Origin of the sequence: Acidaminococcus nyctereutis (genome assembly GCF_052216985.1) — a bacterium.
GTDB classification, from domain to species: Bacteria; Bacillota; Negativicutes; order Acidaminococcales; family Acidaminococcaceae; genus Acidaminococcus; species Acidaminococcus fermentans_A.
In genome coordinates, this window is record NZ_JBQOUY010000023.1 from 17,221 (window position 1) to 37,135 (window position 19,915).

At 52.5% G+C, this 19,915-nt stretch carries 17 protein-coding genes; 2 read left to right on the top strand and 15 right to left on the bottom strand.

Going from position 1 to position 19,915, the window contains the following annotated elements:
• Nucleotide 1 precedes the first annotated feature (1 nt).
• On the bottom strand, nucleotides 2–1,240 hold the full coding sequence (locus ACTUHY_RS10065) for a GspE/PulE family protein (protein ID WP_442827621.1): 1,239 nt from the start codon (nucleotides 1,238–1,240) through the stop codon (nucleotides 2–4).
• Between the two features lie 284 nt (nucleotides 1,241–1,524).
• Here ACTUHY_RS10065 and ACTUHY_RS10070 point away from each other — a divergent pair, with 284 nt between their 5' ends.
• Together ACTUHY_RS10070 and ACTUHY_RS10075 are read left to right on the top strand one after the other, a co-directional pair.
• Nucleotides 1,525–1,884 carry a hypothetical protein gene (locus ACTUHY_RS10070; RefSeq protein ID WP_442827622.1) on the top strand — a complete coding sequence of 120 codons (360 nt, stop codon included), beginning with the start codon at nucleotides 1,525–1,527 and terminating at the stop codon, nucleotides 1,882–1,884.
• Nucleotides 1,881–3,098, top strand: a complete 1,218-nt coding sequence (locus ACTUHY_RS10075; protein WP_442827623.1) for a type II secretion system protein GspD — start codon at nucleotides 1,881–1,883, stop codon at nucleotides 3,096–3,098. The genes ACTUHY_RS10070 and ACTUHY_RS10075 overlap by 4 nt, the downstream gene beginning before the upstream one ends.
• Here the strand turns inward: ACTUHY_RS10075 and ACTUHY_RS10080 are convergent.
• The 14 genes from ACTUHY_RS10080 to ACTUHY_RS10145 form a co-directional block, all read right to left on the bottom strand.
• Nucleotides 3,016–3,684 carry an NUDIX hydrolase gene (locus ACTUHY_RS10080; protein WP_278676047.1) on the bottom strand — a complete coding sequence of 223 codons (669 nt, stop codon included), beginning with the start codon at nucleotides 3,682–3,684 and terminating at the stop codon, nucleotides 3,016–3,018. The genes ACTUHY_RS10075 and ACTUHY_RS10080 overlap by 83 nt on opposite strands.
• Before the next feature lie 146 nt (nucleotides 3,685–3,830).
• On the bottom strand, nucleotides 3,831–4,460 hold the full coding sequence (gene yihA, locus ACTUHY_RS10085; RefSeq protein WP_442827624.1) for a ribosome biogenesis GTP-binding protein YihA/YsxC: 630 nt from the start codon (nucleotides 4,458–4,460) through the stop codon (nucleotides 3,831–3,833).
• A 1-nt stretch (nucleotide 4,461) separates the two neighbouring features.
• The gene (gene lon, locus ACTUHY_RS10090) at nucleotides 4,462–6,780 is read right to left on the bottom strand and encodes an endopeptidase La (RefSeq protein ID WP_442827625.1); all 2,319 of its coding nucleotides are present in this window, start codon (nucleotides 6,778–6,780) and stop codon (nucleotides 4,462–4,464) included.
• Between the two features lie 66 nt (nucleotides 6,781–6,846).
• Nucleotides 6,847–8,118 (bottom strand): ATP-dependent Clp protease ATP-binding subunit ClpX, encoded by a 1,272-nt coding sequence (clpX, locus tag ACTUHY_RS10095; RefSeq protein WP_278675191.1) that lies wholly within the window; start codon nucleotides 8,116–8,118, stop codon nucleotides 6,847–6,849.
• A gap of 45 nt (nucleotides 8,119–8,163) precedes the next feature.
• Nucleotides 8,164–8,757, bottom strand: coding sequence for an ATP-dependent Clp endopeptidase proteolytic subunit ClpP (gene clpP, locus ACTUHY_RS10100; RefSeq protein ID WP_442827626.1), 594 nt, complete (start codon nucleotides 8,755–8,757; stop codon nucleotides 8,164–8,166).
• Nucleotides 8,758–8,777: 20 nt separating this feature from the next.
• Nucleotides 8,778–10,106: a trigger factor gene (tig, locus tag ACTUHY_RS10105; RefSeq protein WP_278675194.1), complete on the bottom strand. Its 1,329-nt coding sequence runs from the start codon at nucleotides 10,104–10,106 to the stop codon at nucleotides 8,778–8,780.
• 189 nt (nucleotides 10,107–10,295) lie between these two features.
• Nucleotides 10,296–11,702 carry an alanine/glycine:cation symporter family protein gene (locus ACTUHY_RS10110; RefSeq protein ID WP_442827627.1) on the bottom strand — a complete coding sequence of 469 codons (1,407 nt, stop codon included), beginning with the start codon at nucleotides 11,700–11,702 and terminating at the stop codon, nucleotides 10,296–10,298.
• A 162-nt stretch (nucleotides 11,703–11,864) separates the two neighbouring features.
• Nucleotides 11,865–12,692: a carbon-nitrogen hydrolase family protein gene (locus ACTUHY_RS10115; protein WP_442827628.1), complete on the bottom strand. Its 828-nt coding sequence runs from the start codon at nucleotides 12,690–12,692 to the stop codon at nucleotides 11,865–11,867.
• Nucleotides 12,693–12,775: 83 nt separating this feature from the next.
• Nucleotides 12,776–13,774: an NAD-dependent epimerase gene (locus ACTUHY_RS10120; RefSeq protein ID WP_442827629.1), complete on the bottom strand. Its 999-nt coding sequence runs from the start codon at nucleotides 13,772–13,774 to the stop codon at nucleotides 12,776–12,778.
• 9 nt (nucleotides 13,775–13,783) lie between these two features.
• The gene (locus tag ACTUHY_RS10125; RefSeq protein ID WP_278675199.1) at nucleotides 13,784–14,950 is read right to left on the bottom strand and encodes a nucleotide sugar dehydrogenase; all 1,167 of its coding nucleotides are present in this window, start codon (nucleotides 14,948–14,950) and stop codon (nucleotides 13,784–13,786) included.
• Nucleotides 14,951–15,137: 187 nt separating this feature from the next.
• The gene (locus ACTUHY_RS10130; RefSeq protein ID WP_442827630.1) at nucleotides 15,138–17,165 is read right to left on the bottom strand and encodes an LTA synthase family protein; all 2,028 of its coding nucleotides are present in this window, start codon (nucleotides 17,163–17,165) and stop codon (nucleotides 15,138–15,140) included.
• A gap of 18 nt (nucleotides 17,166–17,183) precedes the next feature.
• Complete coding sequence (locus ACTUHY_RS10135; RefSeq protein WP_442827631.1) at nucleotides 17,184–18,440, bottom strand: RNA-binding domain-containing protein; 1,257 nt, start codon at nucleotides 18,438–18,440, stop codon at nucleotides 17,184–17,186.
• 134 nt (nucleotides 18,441–18,574) lie between these two features.
• Entirely contained in the window at nucleotides 18,575–18,802 is a 228-nt protein-coding gene (locus ACTUHY_RS10140) for a nucleotidyltransferase substrate binding protein (protein ID WP_442827632.1), read from the bottom strand.
• A gap of 65 nt (nucleotides 18,803–18,867) precedes the next feature.
• The coding region (locus ACTUHY_RS10145) for a GNAT family N-acetyltransferase (protein WP_442827633.1) at nucleotides 18,868–19,915 on the bottom strand (1,048 nt) is incomplete at its 5' end.

Genomic DNA, 19,915 nt, shown 5'->3' on the forward strand with positions numbered 1-19,915 from the left:
CCTACCCCAAAACACGCAGCAGTTCTTCCCCGCTGGTCTCTCCAGCCAGGACTTTCTCCCGCCCAGCTTCCCACAGTGGCTGGAATCCTTCCTGCCTAGCCAGCCTCTCCAGTGCCCCATCCTGTTCCTCCCGCAGGATGGCCCGCCGGAGAGGTTCTGTCAAAATAAGGATTTCCTGGAGTGGGATCCGCCCTGCATAGCCGGTCTGGCTGCAGTGAGGACAGCCCTGGGCCCGATACAAAGTCCGAGGCTCCGTCAGCTGCAGGTATTTCCACTCCCAATCCTCTTTGGTTACAGTATACGCCTTTTTACAGCTGGGGCAAAGTCTCCTGACCAACTGTTGTCCCGCCACCCCTTCCAGAGCCGCCGCTGCCAGATAAGGTTCTACCCCCATATCCAGGATCCTCGTCACAGCCCCTGCCGCTGTATTGGTATGGAGGGTGCTGAACACCCGATGGCCTGTCAGCGCCGCCTGGATGCTCATGGCAGCGGTTTCCCCATCCCGGATTTCTCCCACCATGATACAGTCAGGATCCTGTCGCAGGATACTCCGGAGACAGCGGGCAAAAGTCAGCCCGATTTTCGGCTGGACGGAAACCTGCCGGATTCCCGCAAGCTGATATTCCACAGGATCCTCCACAGTGATGATGTTCTGTTTTTCCCGGTCCAGGGAGGCAAGGATTCCATACAAGGTCGTAGACTTCCCGCTGCCGGTAGGACCGGTCACCAGGAACAGACCATGGGGACGGCGCAGGCAGCGTCGGAGCTTCTCCAGATTTTTCACCGTGAATCCCAACTGTTCCAGGTCCAGTTGGACAGCTTCCTGATCCAGCAGCCGCAGCACCAGGTTTTCGCCAAACAAGGTAGGCAGCGATGATACACGCACATCCACTTGATGTCCCTGCCACAGCCCTTGGAACCTTCCGTCCTGGGGCAGCCGTTTTTCTCCGATATCCATGCCGGAAAGGATCTTGAACCGGGAAATCAGCGGATCCTGGAGATTTTTAGGCACTTGGCAGAGAGGATGGAGCACCCCATCCACCCGGCAGCGGATCTGCAGTCTCTGTTTTTCTGGTTCCAGATGGATATCACTGGCGCCTCGGGCCAGTGCCTGATCCAGGATTTGTTGGGCCGTCTGGATAGCAGGGGACTGCGCCGCTGTGCTGCTTCCCCCTTGGAAAGGACTGTTCCACTGGAAATGGTCCTGCGTATGGAGTTCCTGCTGCTTATAATCTACCATGCCTTTTCTGCTCCCTTCCGATTTTTCCCGTTTATATCTCTTTTTTTGCACTTAATGGCGCGGGGGTAGGAACCCCAGGAGAAATTGCCTATAATGGGACGAGGAACACAAATCAACTGTAAGGAGGTCCATCCATGTTCTCAGTCTCATTGCCCAAAAATTTCGCACTCTCTTTTCCACTCCGGATCCTATTCTTGGTCCTCGGCACCTGCACGGGAGCTGTTCTGTACCATTTCCGTGCTCCCACCCTGCCCACTTTTCCTCCTGTCCCAGAAGAGGAAGCCATGCCATCTTCTCTGCCAGTCAAAACTACCCTAAAGAAAAGCAGGTCTCCCCGCAGAGATCCCTTCCGCCCCCTGGATCATCCACCGTCCCTCCAGCCTGTGCTGCCGAAGACGGCCCCATCTCCGATTCCTACGGACCTTGCTCAGCCGCCAGCCTCTGCCATCTCCTCTTCCTCTTTCCGTCTTTTGGGCATCCTTTCCGTCAATGGAAACCGCAAAGCCCTGGTAGCTACGCCAACCGGCACCTGCCTCCTGGCTCCTGGCGAAGAGCTGCCTGGCAAAGGGATCATCACAGAACTCCAGGAAGGCGCACTGTGTTGTGGCAGCCTCCTTCTTTCCGTAGGGGAGGTGTGGCCATGAAAGCGCTGCTTTATTTCTGTATTTTCTGTATCTTAACGCCAGTCCGCTGGGTCTTGGCAGCAGATACCGTATCCCTCTCTGTCAAAGATGCGCCTGTCCAGGACGTCCTCCAGAGCATCGCCCAGCTGTCCGGCCGGAATCTGGTACTGGAGGGCCCCGTTCCAGGGACTCTTTCTCTCGAATTCCAGCAGGTCCCTTTTCCCCAGGCCCTGGCCATGGTCACCCGGAGCCAAGGGCTCTTCTGCCGGGAAGAAGGGGGAACTCTGTGGGTCAGCAAATTAGAGAAAAAAGATCCGTTTGGCAATCAGCTGACCATCCATCCTCTGGAATACATTCCCGCCAAAGAAACGTCCGAGACCCTCAAGCCCCTGTTTTCCTCTCCCCTGGTCTGGGATCAGGGAGCCAATGCCATCCTCTTCCACGGTCATCCACTGGAAGCCCAAAAACTGCAGGAAACCTTAAAGACCTTGGACCGTCCTTCCCGTCAGATTACCCTGGAAGCCCGGATCCTTTCCCTGGGAGAATCCGCTTCCCAGGAACTAGGTCTCCAGTGGGACTGGAGTTCTCTGCCGGACCCGAAAGACCATTCCCACGGCACCTGGGGCGGCACCATCCATCTAGGCCATGGCCATCAGGCGGGTTTCCAAGCCAAGCTCAATGCACTCTGTCAAGAAGGAAAGGCTAAAGTCTTGGCCACCCCCCGGATCATTACCCTGCCCGGCCGGGAAGCCAGCATCTTCATCGGAGATCATATCCCCGTCGTCACAGAAAAAGTCACCAACAGCACCACCACCAGCACCACGGAGTATGTAGACGCCGGTATCCGTCTCTCTTATACTCCCTACCTGAGCCAGGACGGTCTGATCACCGCCAGGGTCCATACGGAAGTCAGTACGCCCACCCTCATCACCGAGCTGAAAAATTACCGGATCACCAGCCGCACGGCCGATACCCATGTACGGCTGAGGGAACGGGAAACACTGGTCATCGGAGGACTGATCAGCGAGCAGGAGCAGAGCCGTCTGGAGGCCATCCCCCTGCTGTCCAAACTGCCATTATTGGGTGAACTCTTCAAATTCCGCAGCAAAAGCCGGAACAAGACCGAAGTCTGTATGTTCCTGACCCCCTATCTCAGTGATCCTGGATACCTGCCTGGGGCAGCAGCCCCTCCTGCCGCACCCGTTCCAGGAACTGATGGAGGACCCTTGCCGTGATTCCCCAGATGATCCGATTCTTCCAGGGATAGAAAAAGACTTCATAGCCGCCCCGGACATTCCAGCCTTCCTGGAATCCATAGGCCCACTGAGCCGGAAATCCTGGTTCTTGCCGTGTCCCCAGGGAAATCTTTCCCACCACCGGGGCAGTTTCCAACAAATCTTTCAGAGGGACGGAAAAGACTTCCCCCACTTCCTGACGGTCCAGCTGCAGAGGCATCCGCGCCGGCAGGATCCCGGCAAAAGGATAAATCAGTGGACCGGAATATCCGTAAAAATAATCCAAAGGGCCCAGGACCTGGATCTCCTGTTCTGGGATTCCCAGTTCTTCCCGGGTTTCCCGGAGAGCCGTCGCACAGAAAGACGGATCCGTTTCCTCTCGGTGTCCTCCCGGGAAACAGATATCCCCAGGCTGCCAGCTCATCGTAGCCGCACGGACTTCAAAAAGGATTTCCCAGCCATGTTTGGTCCAGCGCAGAGGCAGGAGCACCGCACTTTCCCACAACCGGAGGGACCGATCCACCCGCTGCCGCTGGTCTTTCCAAAGCCCAGCCAGCTGCATCCGTTGTTCCAATTCCTGACTCATAGGGATCCTCCTTCTATTTTTGTATCGAACATAACAGAATTGTACAATATTTACCAAAAATGGTAAAGGGGGTGTTGCACGCAACGTGCAACACCCCCTTCATCATACGTCATACGCCTGCTGTTGCCTGGGCAACAGCACCACCATCATCCCAGATGCTCCATGATCCGGTTGATCAATTCTTTCCTTGTGATGTGGCTGGTAGAACTGTAGGTCATGATCTGCTCTTCCCGCAGACCGAAGGTCTTCTGATACAGTGCCTTCTGGCTGGCCACTGCCCCCTTGCTCAGCTTATCGCTCTTGGTCAGGATCACCATGATGGGCAGCCCCAGGCTCAACAGCCATTGATAACAGTCGATATCGCTTTCCATAGGTGCATGGCGGATATCCATCAGCACACAGACCAGTTTCAGGTACTGGGAGTTTTCCATGTACTTACAGATAAAAGCGGACCACTGTTCCTTGTTGCCCTTGCTGGTCCGGGCAAAGCCATACCCTGGCAGATCCACAGCATAGTAGGTATGCCGTTCCACTTTTTCCTCCTGCTGCCGTTTGGCCTGGAAGGAATAGAAGTTGATGGTCTGGGTCTTGCCCGGAGAACTGCTGACCCGGGCCAGGCCTTTCCGCCGCGCCAGGGAATTCAGCAGGGATGACTTCCCCACATTGCTCCGTCCGATAAAAGCCACTTCATCGATGGTATCTTGGGGATACTGGGTGGCCTTTACCGCTGAAGCCACATAGGAAGCACCGATGATGTCCCACTCTTTTCCTGCCATCTCACGCCTCCAGGGCCAGCTTGGTCACCTGGTCCATGCTGTCCACTGGGATGAAGGTCATGTCATTCCGGACCTTTTCTGGGATTTCCTCCAGATCCTGCTGGTTCTGCCGAGGGATCAGCACGGTCTTCACCCGGTAGCGGTGGGCTGCCAGGACCTTTTCCTTCAGTCCTCCGATGGGCAGGACATGGCCGGTAATGGTGATTTCCCCAGTCATGGCCAGATCCGCCTTCACCTTCCGTTTGGTCAGGGCGCTTTCCATAGCCGTAGCCATGGTGATGCCGGCAGAAGGTCCATCCTTGGGAATAGCCCCTTCCGGTACATGGATATGGATATCCACTTTTTCATTGAAGTCCGGATCCAGCCCCAGTTCCTTAGCCCGGGAGCGGATGTAGGTAAAGGCTGCCTGGGCACTCTCTTTCATTACATCTCCCAGTTGGCCGGTCAGGACCAGTTTGCCTTTGCCTTCGCAGACCACCACTTCGATCTTCAGCAGTTCACCGCCCACGCTGGTCCATGCCAGACCAGTGCAGACCCCTACTTCTGATTTGGCTCGCATATCGCTTTCCAGGAAAATGGCCGGCCCCAGATACTCCTTCAGATGAGCCGGAGTCACACTGACTTTGGCCACTCCGTCTTCCACAATCTTCCGGGCTGCCTTCCTGCATACGGTGGCGATTTTCCGTTCCAAGTTCCGCACGCCGGCTTCCCGGGTGTAATCCCGGATGATATGCTGGATGGAAGCGGCTCCCAAGCTCAGCTGTTTCCCAGTCAGTCCATTGGCCTTCCGTTCCTTGGGCAGCAGATGGAGCTGGGCAATCTTCAGCTTTTCCTCATCGGTATAGCTGGAAAGCTCTATGACTTCCAGCCGGTCCAAGAGAGCCGGAGGGATGGTCTCCACCGTATTGGCTGTGACGATCCAGAACACATTGCTCATATCGTAGGGGAATTCGATGTAATGGTCGCTGAAATGGCTGTTCTGTTCCGGATCCAGCACCTCCAGCAAGGCAGAGGCCGGGTCACCCCGGAAATCCGCCCCCATTTTATCCACTTCATCCAGCAGGAACACCGGGTTATCACTGCCGCAGTCGATCATCCCATTGATGAGACGTCCGGGCATGGCCCCGATATAGGTCCGCCGATGGCCCCGGATCTCCGCTTCATCCCGGATGCCGCCCAAAGAGATCCGGGTGAATTTCCGGTTCACGGCCCGGGCAATGCTCTGGGCCAGGCTGGTCTTGCCCACACCGGGAGGTCCTACCAGGCAGATGATGGGTCCCCGGTTGCTGTGGGTGAGTGCCCGTACCGCCAGATAATCCAGGATCCGTTCCTTCACTTTCTTCAGGCCGTAATGGTCCTTATCCAATACGGCAGCAGCTTTCTTCAGGTCATAATTGTCCTGGGTCATCTTTCCCCAGGGCAGGCTCAGCACTGTATCCAGATAATTCCGGATCACGGCGCTTTCTGCCATCATAGGAGGCATTTTATACAGCCGGTCCAGCTCCTTGTCCATTTTTTCCTGGACGTCCTGGGGCAGCTTCAGCTTCTTCATCTTTTCCTGGTATTCCTTGACTTCGGAGCCCTTTTCTCCTCCTTCGTCCAGTTCCTTGTTGATGGCTTTCAGCTGTTCCCGCAGGTAGTACTCCCGCTGATTCTGCTCGATCTGCTTCCGGACCTGTTGGGAAATGTCTTTTTCCAAGTTGACGATTTCCAGTTCCTTGCACAGATCCCCATAGAGCAGATGCAGCCGTTCCTTCACATCCGCCGCTTCCAGGAGTTTTTCCTTATCCGCGATGTCGATGGTCAGATAACCAGCGATCATATCAGCGATTTTCCCTGCATCCGGCTGATCTTTGAAGGTGAGCAGGACTTCTGTATTCACTTTCTTGCTGGCCAGTACCCATTGTTCGAAGGTTTCCACCAGCATCCGCTTCAGGGCTTCCACCTCATTGGAGCGGTCGTTCACGTCTTCCCGTTCCGCCACATAGGCTTCCAGGTTCATGCCCACAGCGTCCACCACAGAGATCACTTCCACCCGGCTCAAACCTTCTACCAGGATCCGCATAGCTCCGTTGGGAAGCTTCAGCAGTTGTTTGATTTCTGCAATGACCCCGAAATTGTACAGGCTCTTGGCCGTCGGATCATTTTCTTCAGCGGACCGCTGGGTCACCAGCAGGATCCGCTTTCCCATATTCATGGCGCTTTCCACTGCCTTGATGGAACGATCCCTCCCCACGTCCAGGTTGATGATCATTCCAGGGAAAACGATGATTCCCCGCAAAGGCAGCAAGGGCAGTCTCATGGTATTTTCTTCCAACATCTTTCTCACCGTCCTTATTGGATAGAGAAAAAGGGAAAAGGGATGCCAGCACCCCTTTTCCTTTTTCTAAGCATTCTTTCTTGTATCGTTATTTTCCTGCTTCAGCAACAGCTTGGGGTCTTTGTGCTTTGTCACCACATCGGCTGTCACGATGCATTTTTCCACATTATCCTGGCTGGGGACTTCATACATCACATTCTTCATGATGCCTTCGATGATGGCCCGCAGCCCTCTGGCTCCGGCGTTCCGTTCCAGAGCTTCATGGGCGATGGCTTTCAGGGCCTCATCTTCGAAATCCAGCTCCACATGGTCCATGGCCAGGAGATGTTCATACTGCTTGGTCAGGGCATTCTTCGGTTCCGTCAGGATCCGGATCAGCGCCTTTTCGTCCAAATTGTCCAAGGTGACCACCACCGGCAGCCGGCCAACGAATTCAGGGATCAGACCATACTTCACGAAGTCTTCCGGCAGTACATGGCGGAAGGGATTTTCGCTTTTCTTTTCCGCTTGGGTGGGGATATCCGCCCCAAACCCCATGCTCTTTTTCCCTGTACGGGCATTGATCACGTTCTCCAGCCCAGCAAAAGCCCCTCCGCAGATGAAGAGGATATTGGTGGTGTCGATCTGGATCAATTCCTGATGGGGGTGCTTCCGGCCTCCCTGAGGGGGCACATTGGCCACCGTCCCTTCCAGGATCTTCAGCAGAGCCTGCTGGACCCCTTCCCCCGACACATCCCGGGTGATGGAAGGATTCTCGGATTTCCGGGAAATCTTATCGATTTCATCGATGTAGACAATCCCCCGTTCTGCCCGTTCAATGTCGTAATCGGCATTTTGGATCAGCCGGAGCAGGATGTTTTCCACATCTTCTCCCACATAACCGGCCTCTGTAAGACTGGTAGCATCCGCAATGGCAAAGGGGACTTTCAGGATCTTGGCCAGGGTCTGGGCCAGAAGGGTCTTGCCGCTGCCGGTAGGTCCCAGCATCAGGATATTGGACTTCTGCAGTTCCACATCCTGGTGGTGCCCCTGTTCATAGTTGATCCGTTTATAGTGGTTGTAAACTGCCACAGCCAGAGTCCTCTTGGCATCTTCCTGTCCGATGACATATTCGTCCAAGATGGCCTTGATTTCCTTGGGTTTGGGCAGATCCGTGATGGTTTCTTCCGCCGGAGCCTTCAGGTCTTTTTCCAGCATCTCATTGCACAGAGCAATGCACTCATCACAGATAAATACGTTATGTCCGGCGATCAGTTTCTTTACCTGGCTCTGCTTTTTGCCGCAGAAAGAACAGGTATAGTCCGGTCCCTCCAGACCATTCTTATCATCGTAACCCATCTGAAACCCTCCTTACAGCCAGGGCAAGATGGTCTTTCTTACCCCTTATTTCTGGGTCTTGATCTGATGGACCACCTGGTCGATCAGACCGTACTTCTCGGCCTCCTCAGCCGTCATGAAATGATCCCGTTCCGTATCCAGCCGGATCTGTTCCGGTGTCTGACCGGTGTGGTGGGCCAGGATCTGGTTCATCTCTTCCCGGATCCGCAGGATCTCACGGGCATGGATCTCAATGTCCGTGGCCTGCCCTTGAGCTCCTCCCAGAGGCTGATGGATCATCACTCTGGAATGGGGCAGGGCAAAGCGTTTTCCCTTGGTCCCGGCCGCCAGCAGTACGGAAGCCATGGAGGCTGCCATCCCTACACAGATGGTAGAAACATCTGGACGGATATACTGCATGGTGTCGTAAATCGCCAGCCCGGCGCTGACACTGCCGCCCGGGCTGTTGATGTAGAGATGGACATCCTTATCCGGATTCTCGGATTCCAAGAACAGCAGCTGGGCAATGATCAGGTTAGCCATATGATCTTCGATTTCTCCGGTGACGAAGATGATCCTGTCCTTCAGCAGCCGGGAATAGATATCATAGCTCCGTTCACCCTTGCTGGTCTGTTCTACCACAATAGGCACATAGCTCATGCCGTCCACCTCCTGCGGTTTTATTTTTCTTCTTTGGCTTCTTCAGCAGCTTCAGCCTTAGGAGCATTCTTGGCGCTGTCGATCACCAGACGGGCAGCTTTCCGGCGAGCGATGTTGCTCACCAGTACAGCCAGGGACCCATTTTCCTTGACGATCTTTTCGACCTGTTTCAGAGTAGCCCCATGCATAGCACCCAGCTGTTCCATTTCAGCCTTGATTTCGTCTTCGCTGACTTTGATTTCTTCCTTCAGGGCAATGGCATCCAGCACCAGATCGGTCTTGATGTTTTCCAGAGCTACAGGTTTCTGTTCATCCCGGTAGGTCTTCACATCTTTACCCAGATACTGCAGGTACAGGGGCAGGCTCATCTTATGGGCCTGGAGGTTCATAGCCAGTTCGTCCATCATCTGGTTGGCCCGCTGGGTCACCATCACATCAGGCACTTCGAATTTGGCGTTTTCCACAGCCTTTTTGATCAGGTTGGTTTCGTAGTCGGACTGTGCCCGCTGGGCTTCCGCCTTTTTCAGACGGTCCATGGTCTTTTCCCGGAATTCAGCCACGGTCTTGCTGTCGCTGTTGGCAGCGATCAGTTCATCAGTGACTTCGGGGACTTCCTTCACTTTCACATCCTGGACGTTGACCTTGAACACAGCTGCTTTGCCAGCCAGTTCCTTGGAGAAATAATCTTCCGGGAAGGTCACGTTCACATCCGTGGAATCACCCTTCTTCAGGCCCACCAGCTGATCTTCGAAGCCGGGGATGAAGCTGCCGCTGCCCACTTCCAGAGGATAGCCCTTCCCTTCGCCGCCTTCGAAAGCTTCTCCGTCAACGGTACCCGCGAAGTCGATGATGGCCAGGTCGCCTTTTTCCAGAGCCTTGCCTTCCGGAGCTTCTACCATCTTAGAAGCCCGTTTTTGCAGGTTTTCCACTTCTTTATCCACATCAGCGTCGGTGATTTCTTTTTCTTCCTTCACCACGTCCAGGTCTTTGTACTGGCCCAGTTCCGGTTCCGGACGCAGGGTGACCACCAGGGTCATTTCCATGGGCTGGCCTTCTTCGAACTTGGAATCCTTGATTTCAGGATCGGATACGGGCACCCATTTGTTTTCTTTCAGAGTCTCTCTATATTCACTGTTGGCAGCGATTTCAAAAGCTTCTTCTTTGATGGCATCTTTACCTACGTGCATTTCCAGCACACGACGGGGAGCTTTACCCTTACGGAAGCCAGGGATCGTGACCTGCTTGTTGATTTTGGCAACGGCTTTTTCAAAAGCCTTGGCTACGTCTTCTACCGGCAAAGTGACTTTCAGGGTTGCTTCATTACCTTTTCTTTCTACGGAAACGCTCATTTAAAAAAATCCTCCTCACATGCTGTCAGCCATTCTCTCGTATCATGCTTAACAGTCTGTCTGTAATTGCTTAAAAAACCGCTCATATAGCATAGCACAAAAGGTGGAAATAAGCAACCAAAAGTCAGACTTTCCGGGCAAAAGAAAAACTCTCCCTGTGAGGAAACAGAGAGAGTTTTACGGAAAAGATCATTTCCAATAATCCAGATTGGCGTCATCCAACCCGATATCGGAAGCCTTGAACACCGGATTTTCCACACCGGCATCCAGCTGCCGGCCATAATCATCCATCACGGCAATGGCTGTCCCGTTCAGGGCCAGGATGGAAGGGATATTGATCAGGCACATGAAAGCCATGCAGATATCCGCCACAGCCCAGGCGTTATCCATGGACATGCCGGCCCCTACAAAGATCACCAGCACCGCCACCAGACGGAAGAGCTTCATGAAGCCCTTGCTGGGAGTCTTCTTCCCGTTCAGATAAGCCAGGCAGTTGTCCACATAGAACAGGTTCCCGATCAGGGTGGTGAAGGCGAACAGCACCATGGCCACCGTGATCATGATGGGTCCGAAAGCTCCGAAATCCGTCTGGGTAGCAGCCTGCACATAGGGAGCCCCTGCCATAGCCTTGGTAGGCGTCACACCGGAGAACATGCACATGAGGGCGGTAGCCGTGCAGAGCACCGTATCGATGAACACGGACAGCATCTGCACCAGACCCTGCTGAGCCGGATGGGAAACATCAGCCGCAGCCGCCGCATTGGGAGCGGACCCGACACCGGCTTCGTTGGAATACAGACCCCGCTTGATGCCGTACATCATGCAGGACCCGCTGATGCCACCCAGGATCTTCTGGAAGTCAAAGGCATCGGCCAGCACCTCAGACAGGACGGAGGGGATCATCCCGATATGCATCACGATGATCACCAGGGACAGCAGCACGTACAGGACCCCCATGAAGGGCACCAGCACTTCTGTGATCCGCAGGATCCGTTTGCCGCCGCCCATAAGGCAATACCCGACCAGCACTGCCAGGATACCGCCGATGATCCAAGAGGTGACGCCTTTTTCATAGAATCCGTACACGCTGAAGGTGGACTGGAGGTTGTAGGAAGCCAGGGCGTTGAACCCGCCGGCATAGGTAATGATCAGGAAGAAAGCAAAAGCCCCTGCCAGCAGCTTATTGTGCAGTGCGTTTTCGATGTAGTAAGCCGGTCCGCCATAGCTATCCCCATGGGCATCCCGCCGTTTGTAGACCTGAGCCAGGGTGCTTTCGATGAAAGCCGTTGCTCCCCCGATGATGGCAATGGCCCACATCCAGAACACAGAACCGAAACCGCCCAGGCACAAAGCCGTGGAGATCCCGATGATATTCCCGGTCCCCACCCGGGATGCTGTGGAAACCATCAGCGCTTGGAACGATGAGACGGACCCCTCCTTGCTGGGTTTCTGCATGACCACGCGGATACACTCCCTGAACCAGCGGAACTGGATCAGGCGGGTCCTGACGGTGAAGAAGAGCCCTGCTGCCAGTAGTACAATGATCAGGATGGGATAATACAGGACGTCGTCCATGGTGGTGAGTATTTGTGACATTGACATTTGTCCTCCCTTTCGCGTATTCTCCTCCTATCCTCGTCAGAGAAAAATACAAAGTAATTATATACATTATACACGATAAAGCAGAAATTAGCACGGAATCAGGAAAACAATATGCAAAACGGGAGTGTTGCACAGAACGTGCAACACCCCCTTCCTTCATTTTCTCTCCAATCCGTAGACATCCGGCCGACGGTTGTCCAAAGTAAAAGTGCTCTGCCGGACTTTGGTCACATAGTCCAGGTCGATTTCGGCAGTGATCACACCTGTTTTTTCTGAGGCCCTAGCAATCACAGTCCCCCAAGGATCCACAATCATAGAGTTTCCATAGGCGGTGAAACGGGGCTTCTTCCCCATTTGATCCGGAGCGATCACATAGCATTCGTTCTCGATGGCCCGGGCCCGGACCAGGATTTCCCAGTGGTCTTTCCCTGTATTCACAGTGAAATTGGCAGGCACCGCGAAGATCTTCGTTCCTTCCAGAGCCATGATCCGGAACATTTCCCCGAACCGGATATCGTAACAGATGCCAAAGCCTAGTTTTCCCAGTTCCGTATCTGCCACTGTCAAATCATGGCCCGGGCAAACCCTGTCGCTTTCCCGGCTGGTGACTCCATTGGGCAGCACCACATCGAAGGGATGGAGCTTGGCATATTTGGCAGCCAGGGTGCCGTCCGGCCGGATCAGGAAAGTGGTGTTGAAGGGACGGGCCGGATCTTCCGGATTGTGTTCATAGATACTCCCGGCCTCCAGCCAAAGGCCCAGTTCCCGGGCCAGTCCGGACAGGCGCTGGAACGTAGGACCTCCCGGAATGGATTCCGCTTCCTGGGCCAGGTTCCGTCCGATGTAATTCATGGATTCCGGCAGGACCACCAATTGGGCCCCCCGGTCAGCCGCCTCACGGATATAGCCTTCCGCAGCAGCCAGGTTGGCCATCTTGTCATCCTGGGAATCCATCTGGATGGCAGCAGCAATGAATTTAGTCATGTGGTTCTCCTTTCGGCGTAGCAGTCAGCCTGCGCCCCCTGTATATCCGCCCTTTTCAAGGCTGGTGGTGGATTCGTCACTCATCACTCAATATGATAATATTCCCGATACCATTGAGCGAATTTCCCCAGCCCTTCCGCAATGGTGGTGCGGGGCTTGAATCCGAAATCCTTTTCCAGTTCACTGACATCCGCATAGGTCTGGTACACATCCCCGGGCTGCATGGGAAGGTATTCCTTTTCCGCCGTCTTGCCCAGAGCCTTTTCCAAGGTCTCGATGAAAGTCATGAGTTTTTCCGGATGGTTGTTCCCGATGTTGTAGATTTTATACCGGTCCCCGTCTTCATTGGGCTTTGGCGGATTGCACAGCATATTCTGGATGCCAGTGACAATGTCATCCACATAGGTGAAATCCCGGTACATATCCCCCTGGTTGAAGATGGTGATGGGTTCCCCCTTCATGATTTTATTGGTGAACTTGAAATAGGCCATGTCCGGCCGTCCAAAGGGCCCGTACACTGTAAAGAACCGGAGCCCTGTGGACGGGATCCCGTACAGATGGCAGTAGGTATAAGCCATCAGTTCGTCAGATTTCTTGGTAGCCGCGTAGAGACTGATAGGATGGTCCACATTGTCCGTGGTGGCAAAAGGCGTCTTCTTCTGGTTCCCGTACACAGAAGAACTGGAAGCGAACAGCAGATGCTCCGGCTGGAAACGGCGGCAGGCCTCCAGGATATTGAAGAATCCTACAATATTAGAGTCGATGTATTCCCGGGGATGGTCGATGCTGTAGCGGACTCCGGCCTGGGCCGCCAGGTTCACCACGATATCCGGCCGGAATCCCTCAAAGATCCGATCCACCGTTGCCCCATCTGCTAAGTCTCCCTGGGTGAAGGAAAAGGCTGGGTACAGCTCCAGCTGGGCCAGCCGATCCTTTTTCAGCTGCACATCGTAATATGCGTTCATATTATCCAAACCGGCCACCTGCACCCCCAGGGACAGCAGCCGTTTGGCCAGATGGTAGCCAATGAAACCGGCTGCCCCGGTAATGAGGATTTTTTTGTTGGCATCAAAAGGTTCCATACCTGCTCCTTAGTCCCGGTCAAATAGATCCCGGGTATAGACTTTTTCTTTCACATCCGCCAGATCTTCCGACCAGCGGTTGGCCACGATCAGGTCACATTCCTTCTTGAACCGGTCCAAATCTTGGCACACGGGGGAGCGGAAGAACTCCGGCTCCTTCAAGGTCGGTTCATAGACCACCACCGGGATGCCCTTGGCTTTGATCCGTTTCATGACCCCCTGGATGGCAGAAGAACGGAAATTGTCCGAAGCGCTCTTCATGGTCAGCCGATAGATCCCCACGATCTTGGGGTCCCGGGCCAGGATTTCATCGGCGATGTGGTCCTTCCGGGTCCGGTTGGCTGCTACGATGGCTGAAATCAAGTTCTGGGGCACATCCTGGTAATTGGCCAGCAGCTGCTTGGTATCCTTGGGCAGGCAGTACCCGCCATAGCCAAAAGAAGGATTGTTGTAGAAATCCCCGATCCGTGGATCCAAAGAGACTCCCTTGATGATCTGGGCTGTGGAAAGGCCCCGCATTTCCGCATAAGAATCCAGTTCATTGAAATAGGCCACCCGGAGAGCCAGGTAGGTGTTGGCAAAGAGTTTGATGGCCTCCGCTTCCGTGGAACCGGTGAATAGCATGGGGATGTCCTTTTTTTCTGCCCCTTCCGCCAAAAGAGCTGCAAACTTCCGGCCCCGGGGAGAATCTTCCCCCACCACGATCCGGGAGGGATGGAGGTTATCGTACAGGGCCTTCCCTTCCCGCAGGAATTCTGGAGAAAAAATGATGTTGTCCGTATGGTACCGTTTCCGGATTTCCGCCGTATACCCTACCGGCACTGTGGATTTGATGACCATCACCCCAGAGGGATTGATGTCCAAGACTTCTTCAATGATATTTTCCACCGAAGACGTGTCGAAGAAATTTTTCTGAGGGTCATAGTTGGTGGGAGTGGAGATAATGATATAGGCAGCGTCTGTAAAGGCGTCCTGGGGATCCAAAGTAGCTCGGAACCGGATATCCTTCCGCTGAAGGAAACGAGTGATATCTGCATCCACCAAAGGAGATCGGCCTGCGTTGAGCATCTGTACTTTTTCCGGCACAATGTCCAGCGCCACCACTTCCTGGTGCTGGGCCAGCAGGAGCCCGTTGGAAAGGCCCACATAGCCAGTGCCTGCAATCGCGATTTTCATAAGAACGGCTCCTTTCCTGCAATAGGATTATTATACCATAAAAAAAGGGCCTGCTGCATAAGCAGCAGGCCCGTCATACGTCAGTCGTCATACGTCATACGCTTTTGGAAATCAATTTTTTCAAATTGATTTTAAATGGAACCCGCAGCTGCAGGTTCCTTCCACCGGCGTATGACGTATGACCGGTTTATTTCCCCAGCACTTCCGGATGCCGTACCAGATACCCGGTCAGATCCATCCAGGCTTCCCGTTCTTCCGTGTAGGGCTTGGGGCCTTCCTTCAGGTCTTCTGGTCCGTACTGCTGACCCAGGGGCTGGTAGAAGTCCTGGCTGTAGCTGCCGTAGGCATCTTTCCGCAGCCAATGGTAAGGCGACACCACATGGTCGATAGGTTCCACCAGGGACGGATACAGGGAATAATAGGTGAACCCTTTGGGAGCGATCAGCTCGAAGATGGTAGGCGCGATATTCATATGGCTCCCGATGGTATTCCCGGCCAGGCTGTGAAGATCCAGTTCCCGATGGTTCATTAAGAGCACCGGGCTGTGCCGTTCCCGCAGATTGCAGTCCCGTCCCATCAGCGAAGTCTTGCTTAAAATCGCACTCATATCAACGGAATGGTCTCCGGTCAAGATGAACAGGCAGTCCGGATAGGCCTCCCGCATGGTCCGGATGAATTTTCCTAAAGCCTGATCCGAGAACCAGAAGGTCCCCAGGTTTTTCTGGATTTCCTTGTTCCGTCGGATATCCCGGGGAGCTTCCGGCATCACCTTCTCCGGATCATACCCATAATCGGCTAGAGGGATCTTGAAGGGACCATGGTAACTGGTGGTATACAGGAAGTGGAACTGATAGGGTCCATTGGCTTCTTCTTGCTGCTGGATCAGTTCCGCTGCTTTTTCCAGGAACACATTGTCATAGACCCCTACCCAAGTTTTCGGTGCATCGGGCCCGCAGAAATCCGTGGCAGTCATCACCTGGTCGAACCCACAGGCCGGGGCAAACTGGTTGAAGTTCCCGTAGGTCACATTCCCCCCGTACCAATAGGTGGAATGGTAGCCCAGTTTTTTCAGCTGCCGGGGCAGGGCCGTGGGCAGGTTGTTGTGCCAGAAGCTTTCCTTTTCATTCAGTTCCAACCCTGCATCGAAGATCCCGCTCATCAGGCTCACAATGGAAGGCCTGGAAATGATGCCCGCAGAAAGAGCACTGGTCAGAGAAGCGGTATGGGGATCCTCCATCAGCTGTCTGCCCCCCTCCACCAAGTTCAGACAGGCGAACTGGGGATCGAAGAACTGCTGGAGATAACTTTCTCCCACAAAGAGGAAAATATGGGTAGGCTTGGTAATCCGGGCCCCTTGGGCCGTCCGCTTGAATCCATAGGACGGGTTGGGCAGGTGGTCTGCCAGGACTTTTTCCGTAAAGAAAGGCTGGACAGCCGCCAGGTCCTGGGCATCCGTGTGCTCATAGGCTGGGTTCAGTTTGTGCTTCATCACTTGCTCCAGGGCCACCAGATCGTCCACTGTAGCCTTGGCAAAGAAGATATCCTTTTTCACCATACTGGGGATGGTGTCCCATTCCGGCTTATCGTCATGCCAGAAGGTCCCCCCGTACCGGAACCAGTAAAAAGCGGCAATGGCCCCCAAGAAGATCACCGTGTTGTATCCGTAGTGGAGGATGGGATTGAAGAAGTACAGATACTGGAAACTGGGCAGCTGGAGCAGGCCCTGGATACAGGCCCCGCACAAGGCCAGGTAGGGCAGGATGCCCAAAAGGATCCAGGCCCCATGGTCCTGATGGAAGAAAATATCCACCAGATTGTGCTTTTCGGCTTTGGCCCCCAGCTTCATAGTCTGGTTGAAGATGTCGTGGAAATGCTTGTAGAACAGCATCTTTCCCGCAAAAGCCAAGTACAGCACCAGGCTATAAACAACCCCACCTGCCAGCCGCAGGGTATCCCCCCAATGGTACCAGACCGGAAAAAAAGCCCCGGGCAGGCTCAGGAGGACCATCGGGATCAAAAACACATAAGCGTTGAAATCCATGCCCCACCAGAAGCCGTACCGGAAACAGTGCCAGATCACCGGCCCCTTTCCCTTCAGGCTCCGGTAGGGATTGTACACCGCAATGAAAATCAGACGAAAGACCGCGCACAGGGTGGGAAAGAACAAAAACAGCTTCCCATCCTGCTGCAGTGATGCGTAGAATAGACTGAACAAAATTTTCCTCCTTTTGGATTACTGCCGCTGGTAGCGGGTACCCCGGCCTTTGCCTACTTTCAGCACGGCCTTTTTCCCCACCAGCCGGTTCAGCAGACGGATGACTTTGGTCTTTTCTAAACCGGTGGCCTGTTCGATTTCCTGCCGGCTTAGCAGGCCATTTTCCGGAAACACGTCACAGATCCGCTGTTCCTCCTGATCCAAAGGCGGCATGGCATCTACAAGAGGCAACATCACCTGGATAATGTGGTCCGTCACCTGAAAATCCGGTTTGACCCGGCTTTGGCGGTAGGCATAAAGGATCCGCTGGATGCCCGTTCCAAAGGCTTCAATATATCCCAGCCGGTAAAACACATTGGCCAGTTTGGGATTCCGCAGAATGAAAATCTGATGATAGAGGTATTCTTCCTGGCTGATGCCGGCCGGCAGTCCTCCCGGCGAAGTAATTTCCACCTTGTCCGGATACATAGCCACCCGGATGGCAGTGGGAATATCCCAAGTCCGGTGGACCAGGGCATTGGCCACGGCTTCTCTGATAGCCTGGCTGGGAATCTTTTCCACCATCCGCCGTTCCACTCCATCGATTTTCTCTACCTGGTACTCTCGGGCAATCCGTTCCACAGACTGTTGGAACAAGGACAAAACCGAACATCCCTGGATTTTGATCCGTTCCCGGATTTCATTGATGGACCGGCCAAAGACCATCATATCCACTCCCGGAAAAGGATTCTGATCAGATAAAAGTTCCGCCACATGGGAGAACTTTCCTTCTGCCGTATAAAATCCCAAGGTCTTCAATACATCCGTATCCACCTGGGAAACACCCAGCTGTTTTTCCATTTCCCGGGCCAGGACAGAAAAAGTCAAGGGAGCAGTACCAGCCGGTAAATCCTCATAATACCGATGGGAGCCTTCCAGAATCAGACGATTCAGAGCAACACGGTCTACTTCAAGAGAGGCGGAATCGCTCCGTCGATACGCTTTATTTTTGTACAGATATGGTGGATTGTCTCCTTTTTTCACCGTCAGGACAATGGTCTGGTTATCCTCATTGATTTTCAACATATAATCAGGCTGCGGTGAAATACTGTCATTGATTTTATTTTCTATATCCAGACATTTTTGCACGGCTTGGGGAATCCCCTTGACCGTGCCATCATCCCGAACGCCAAATATGATTTTCCCATCCTGATAATTGGCAAAAGCACTGACGGTCTTCAAAAAGGTATTGGTGATATCTTCCTTATATTCCAACGTACTGCTTTCCCGTTCCACAAAATTCCGCCTCCTTTTCTTTTCGATTCATTTACGTTGCATTAATTATAACAATGATTGCAACGTAAATGCAACGTAAATTTTGCGTTGCATTTGCAACGAAAAAAGCCATGACGAAAAGATGATGCATTCCGTCACAGCCCTTTGTCAACCTGTCCCAGCCAAAACTGCAGCAGTGGATCATAGCTGCGGATCCGTTCCACCACATAAAGATATTCCTTGGCACACTTCCACAATAGTTCAAAAGAAAATTCGAACCGCTGGATCAGGGCATCCCGTTCCACCTCAGATAGGTCCGGTTTGACTGCCAGTTCGTGGAGTTTGGTAAGGATTCTTTGTGTTGTATTGATTCTTAATTTCATTTTGGCTGTACGCATTCTTTAATTCCTCTTGCCTATGAACTGAGAATCGTCATTTATATCTTTTTTCAAAAATTCATGAAAAATCTATAATTGAAATGTTCTGTACCGCCCATTTCATATTTATAACGTTCATCACCTCGAGATAAATCTAAGCCTCTGAGATTACTATGGATTTGAAGCCATTTAACACTTTCGCTAATCATTAATTTTCCAGGTGCAAATTTAGAAAACGCACTATTCATCGCAACTCTGGGAAATACGATCTCTCCAAAATTAGTTTGAAACCCACTCATAAATGCTGCAAGCGAATGATGTAAAAACAAGCAAAAAGTATATTGCGACTGCATTTTTTCTGCATTCCATGATAATACCGAAAAATAGCGATTTTTAATGAAGCTGAAAAAATCGAGTTTTCTATTTTTCCTTTCAGACTCTCTATGCGCATATACACGCATCATCGAAGATAATAAATTTGGGTCTTGAATGGGACCTTGAACCACTTTTAAATTCATATCAGTATTTGTCTTGGCATTTTTATTATAGGCTTTCTTTAAATTTGAACGGCAATTTCGTGAAAGCGACGAAAAATACATATCATAGTCAGATGGGAAATCAATTTTTACACAAACTCGATCCTCTTCAAGAATAAGATTGTATTTCTGTTTTAACTTTTCTTTATAATCGGCAAGAAAACGATAAAGCTTTGATCTTTCATTGATTTTATAAAACCGCAATTCTTTACCAGGAAATTCAGCTGCTAGCTCACTAAACAATGTTATAAAATTATTATCACTTATATCCGCATCATATATAAGATCTAAATTATCACATCCACTAATATTATCCCCAAAGAGGTAAATTGCATTTCCTTTGATTGTAAGGGGCAATACTGCCAAAGGTTTCTTCGTTTCATAATAGACATAAAACGCATCTTTCTGTCCGTACAAATTCACTTTTAGTTTTTTATATGCATGTACTTGTTCATTGGTAACGTCCATATAATGGTGTAAAAAGATAATTTCATAAAAATGAGCCATATGCTCATCCTTTAGGTATAATGTAAATCGACCAAAACCCACATAATACCGAGGGAGGAAAAACAAATGGCTCAAC

What these genes read in the sequence shown, in the direction of transcription:
- ACTUHY_RS10120 (WP_442827629.1), bottom strand. Translation starts at nt 13,774, where the DNA reads ATGGAACCTTTTGATGCCAACAAAAAAATCCTCATTACCGGGGCAGCC.
- ACTUHY_RS10065 (WP_442827621.1), bottom strand. Translation starts at nt 1,240, where the DNA reads ATGGTAGATTATAAGCAGCAGGAACTCCATACGCAGGACCATTTCCAG.
- ACTUHY_RS10125 (WP_278675199.1), bottom strand. Translation starts at nt 14,950, where the DNA reads ATGAAAATCGCGATTGCAGGCACTGGCTATGTGGGCCTTTCCAACGGG.
- clpP (WP_442827626.1), bottom strand. Translation starts at nt 8,757, where the DNA reads ATGAGCTATGTGCCTATTGTGGTAGAACAGACCAGCAAGGGTGAACGG.
- ACTUHY_RS10070 (WP_442827622.1), top strand. Translation starts at nt 1,525, where the DNA reads ATGCCATCTTCTCTGCCAGTCAAAACTACCCTAAAGAAAAGCAGGTCT.
- lon (WP_442827625.1), bottom strand. Translation starts at nt 6,780, where the DNA reads ATGTTGGAAGAAAATACCATGAGACTGCCCTTGCTGCCTTTGCGGGGA.
- ACTUHY_RS10115 (WP_442827628.1), bottom strand. Translation starts at nt 12,692, where the DNA reads ATGACTAAATTCATTGCTGCTGCCATCCAGATGGATTCCCAGGATGAC.
- yihA (WP_442827624.1), bottom strand. Translation starts at nt 4,460, where the DNA reads ATGGCAGGAAAAGAGTGGGACATCATCGGTGCTTCCTATGTGGCTTCA.
- clpX (WP_278675191.1), bottom strand. Translation starts at nt 8,118, where the DNA reads ATGGGTTACGATGATAAGAATGGTCTGGAGGGACCGGACTATACCTGT.
- tig (WP_278675194.1), bottom strand. Translation starts at nt 10,106, where the DNA reads ATGAGCGTTTCCGTAGAAAGAAAAGGTAATGAAGCAACCCTGAAAGTC.
- ACTUHY_RS10140 (WP_442827632.1), bottom strand. Translation starts at nt 18,802, where the DNA reads ATGAAATTAAGAATCAATACAACACAAAGAATCCTTACCAAACTCCAC.
- ACTUHY_RS10110 (WP_442827627.1), bottom strand. Translation starts at nt 11,702, where the DNA reads ATGTCACAAATACTCACCACCATGGACGACGTCCTGTATTATCCCATC.
- ACTUHY_RS10075 (WP_442827623.1), top strand. Translation starts at nt 1,881, where the DNA reads ATGAAAGCGCTGCTTTATTTCTGTATTTTCTGTATCTTAACGCCAGTC.
- ACTUHY_RS10080 (WP_278676047.1), bottom strand. Translation starts at nt 3,684, where the DNA reads ATGAGTCAGGAATTGGAACAACGGATGCAGCTGGCTGGGCTTTGGAAA.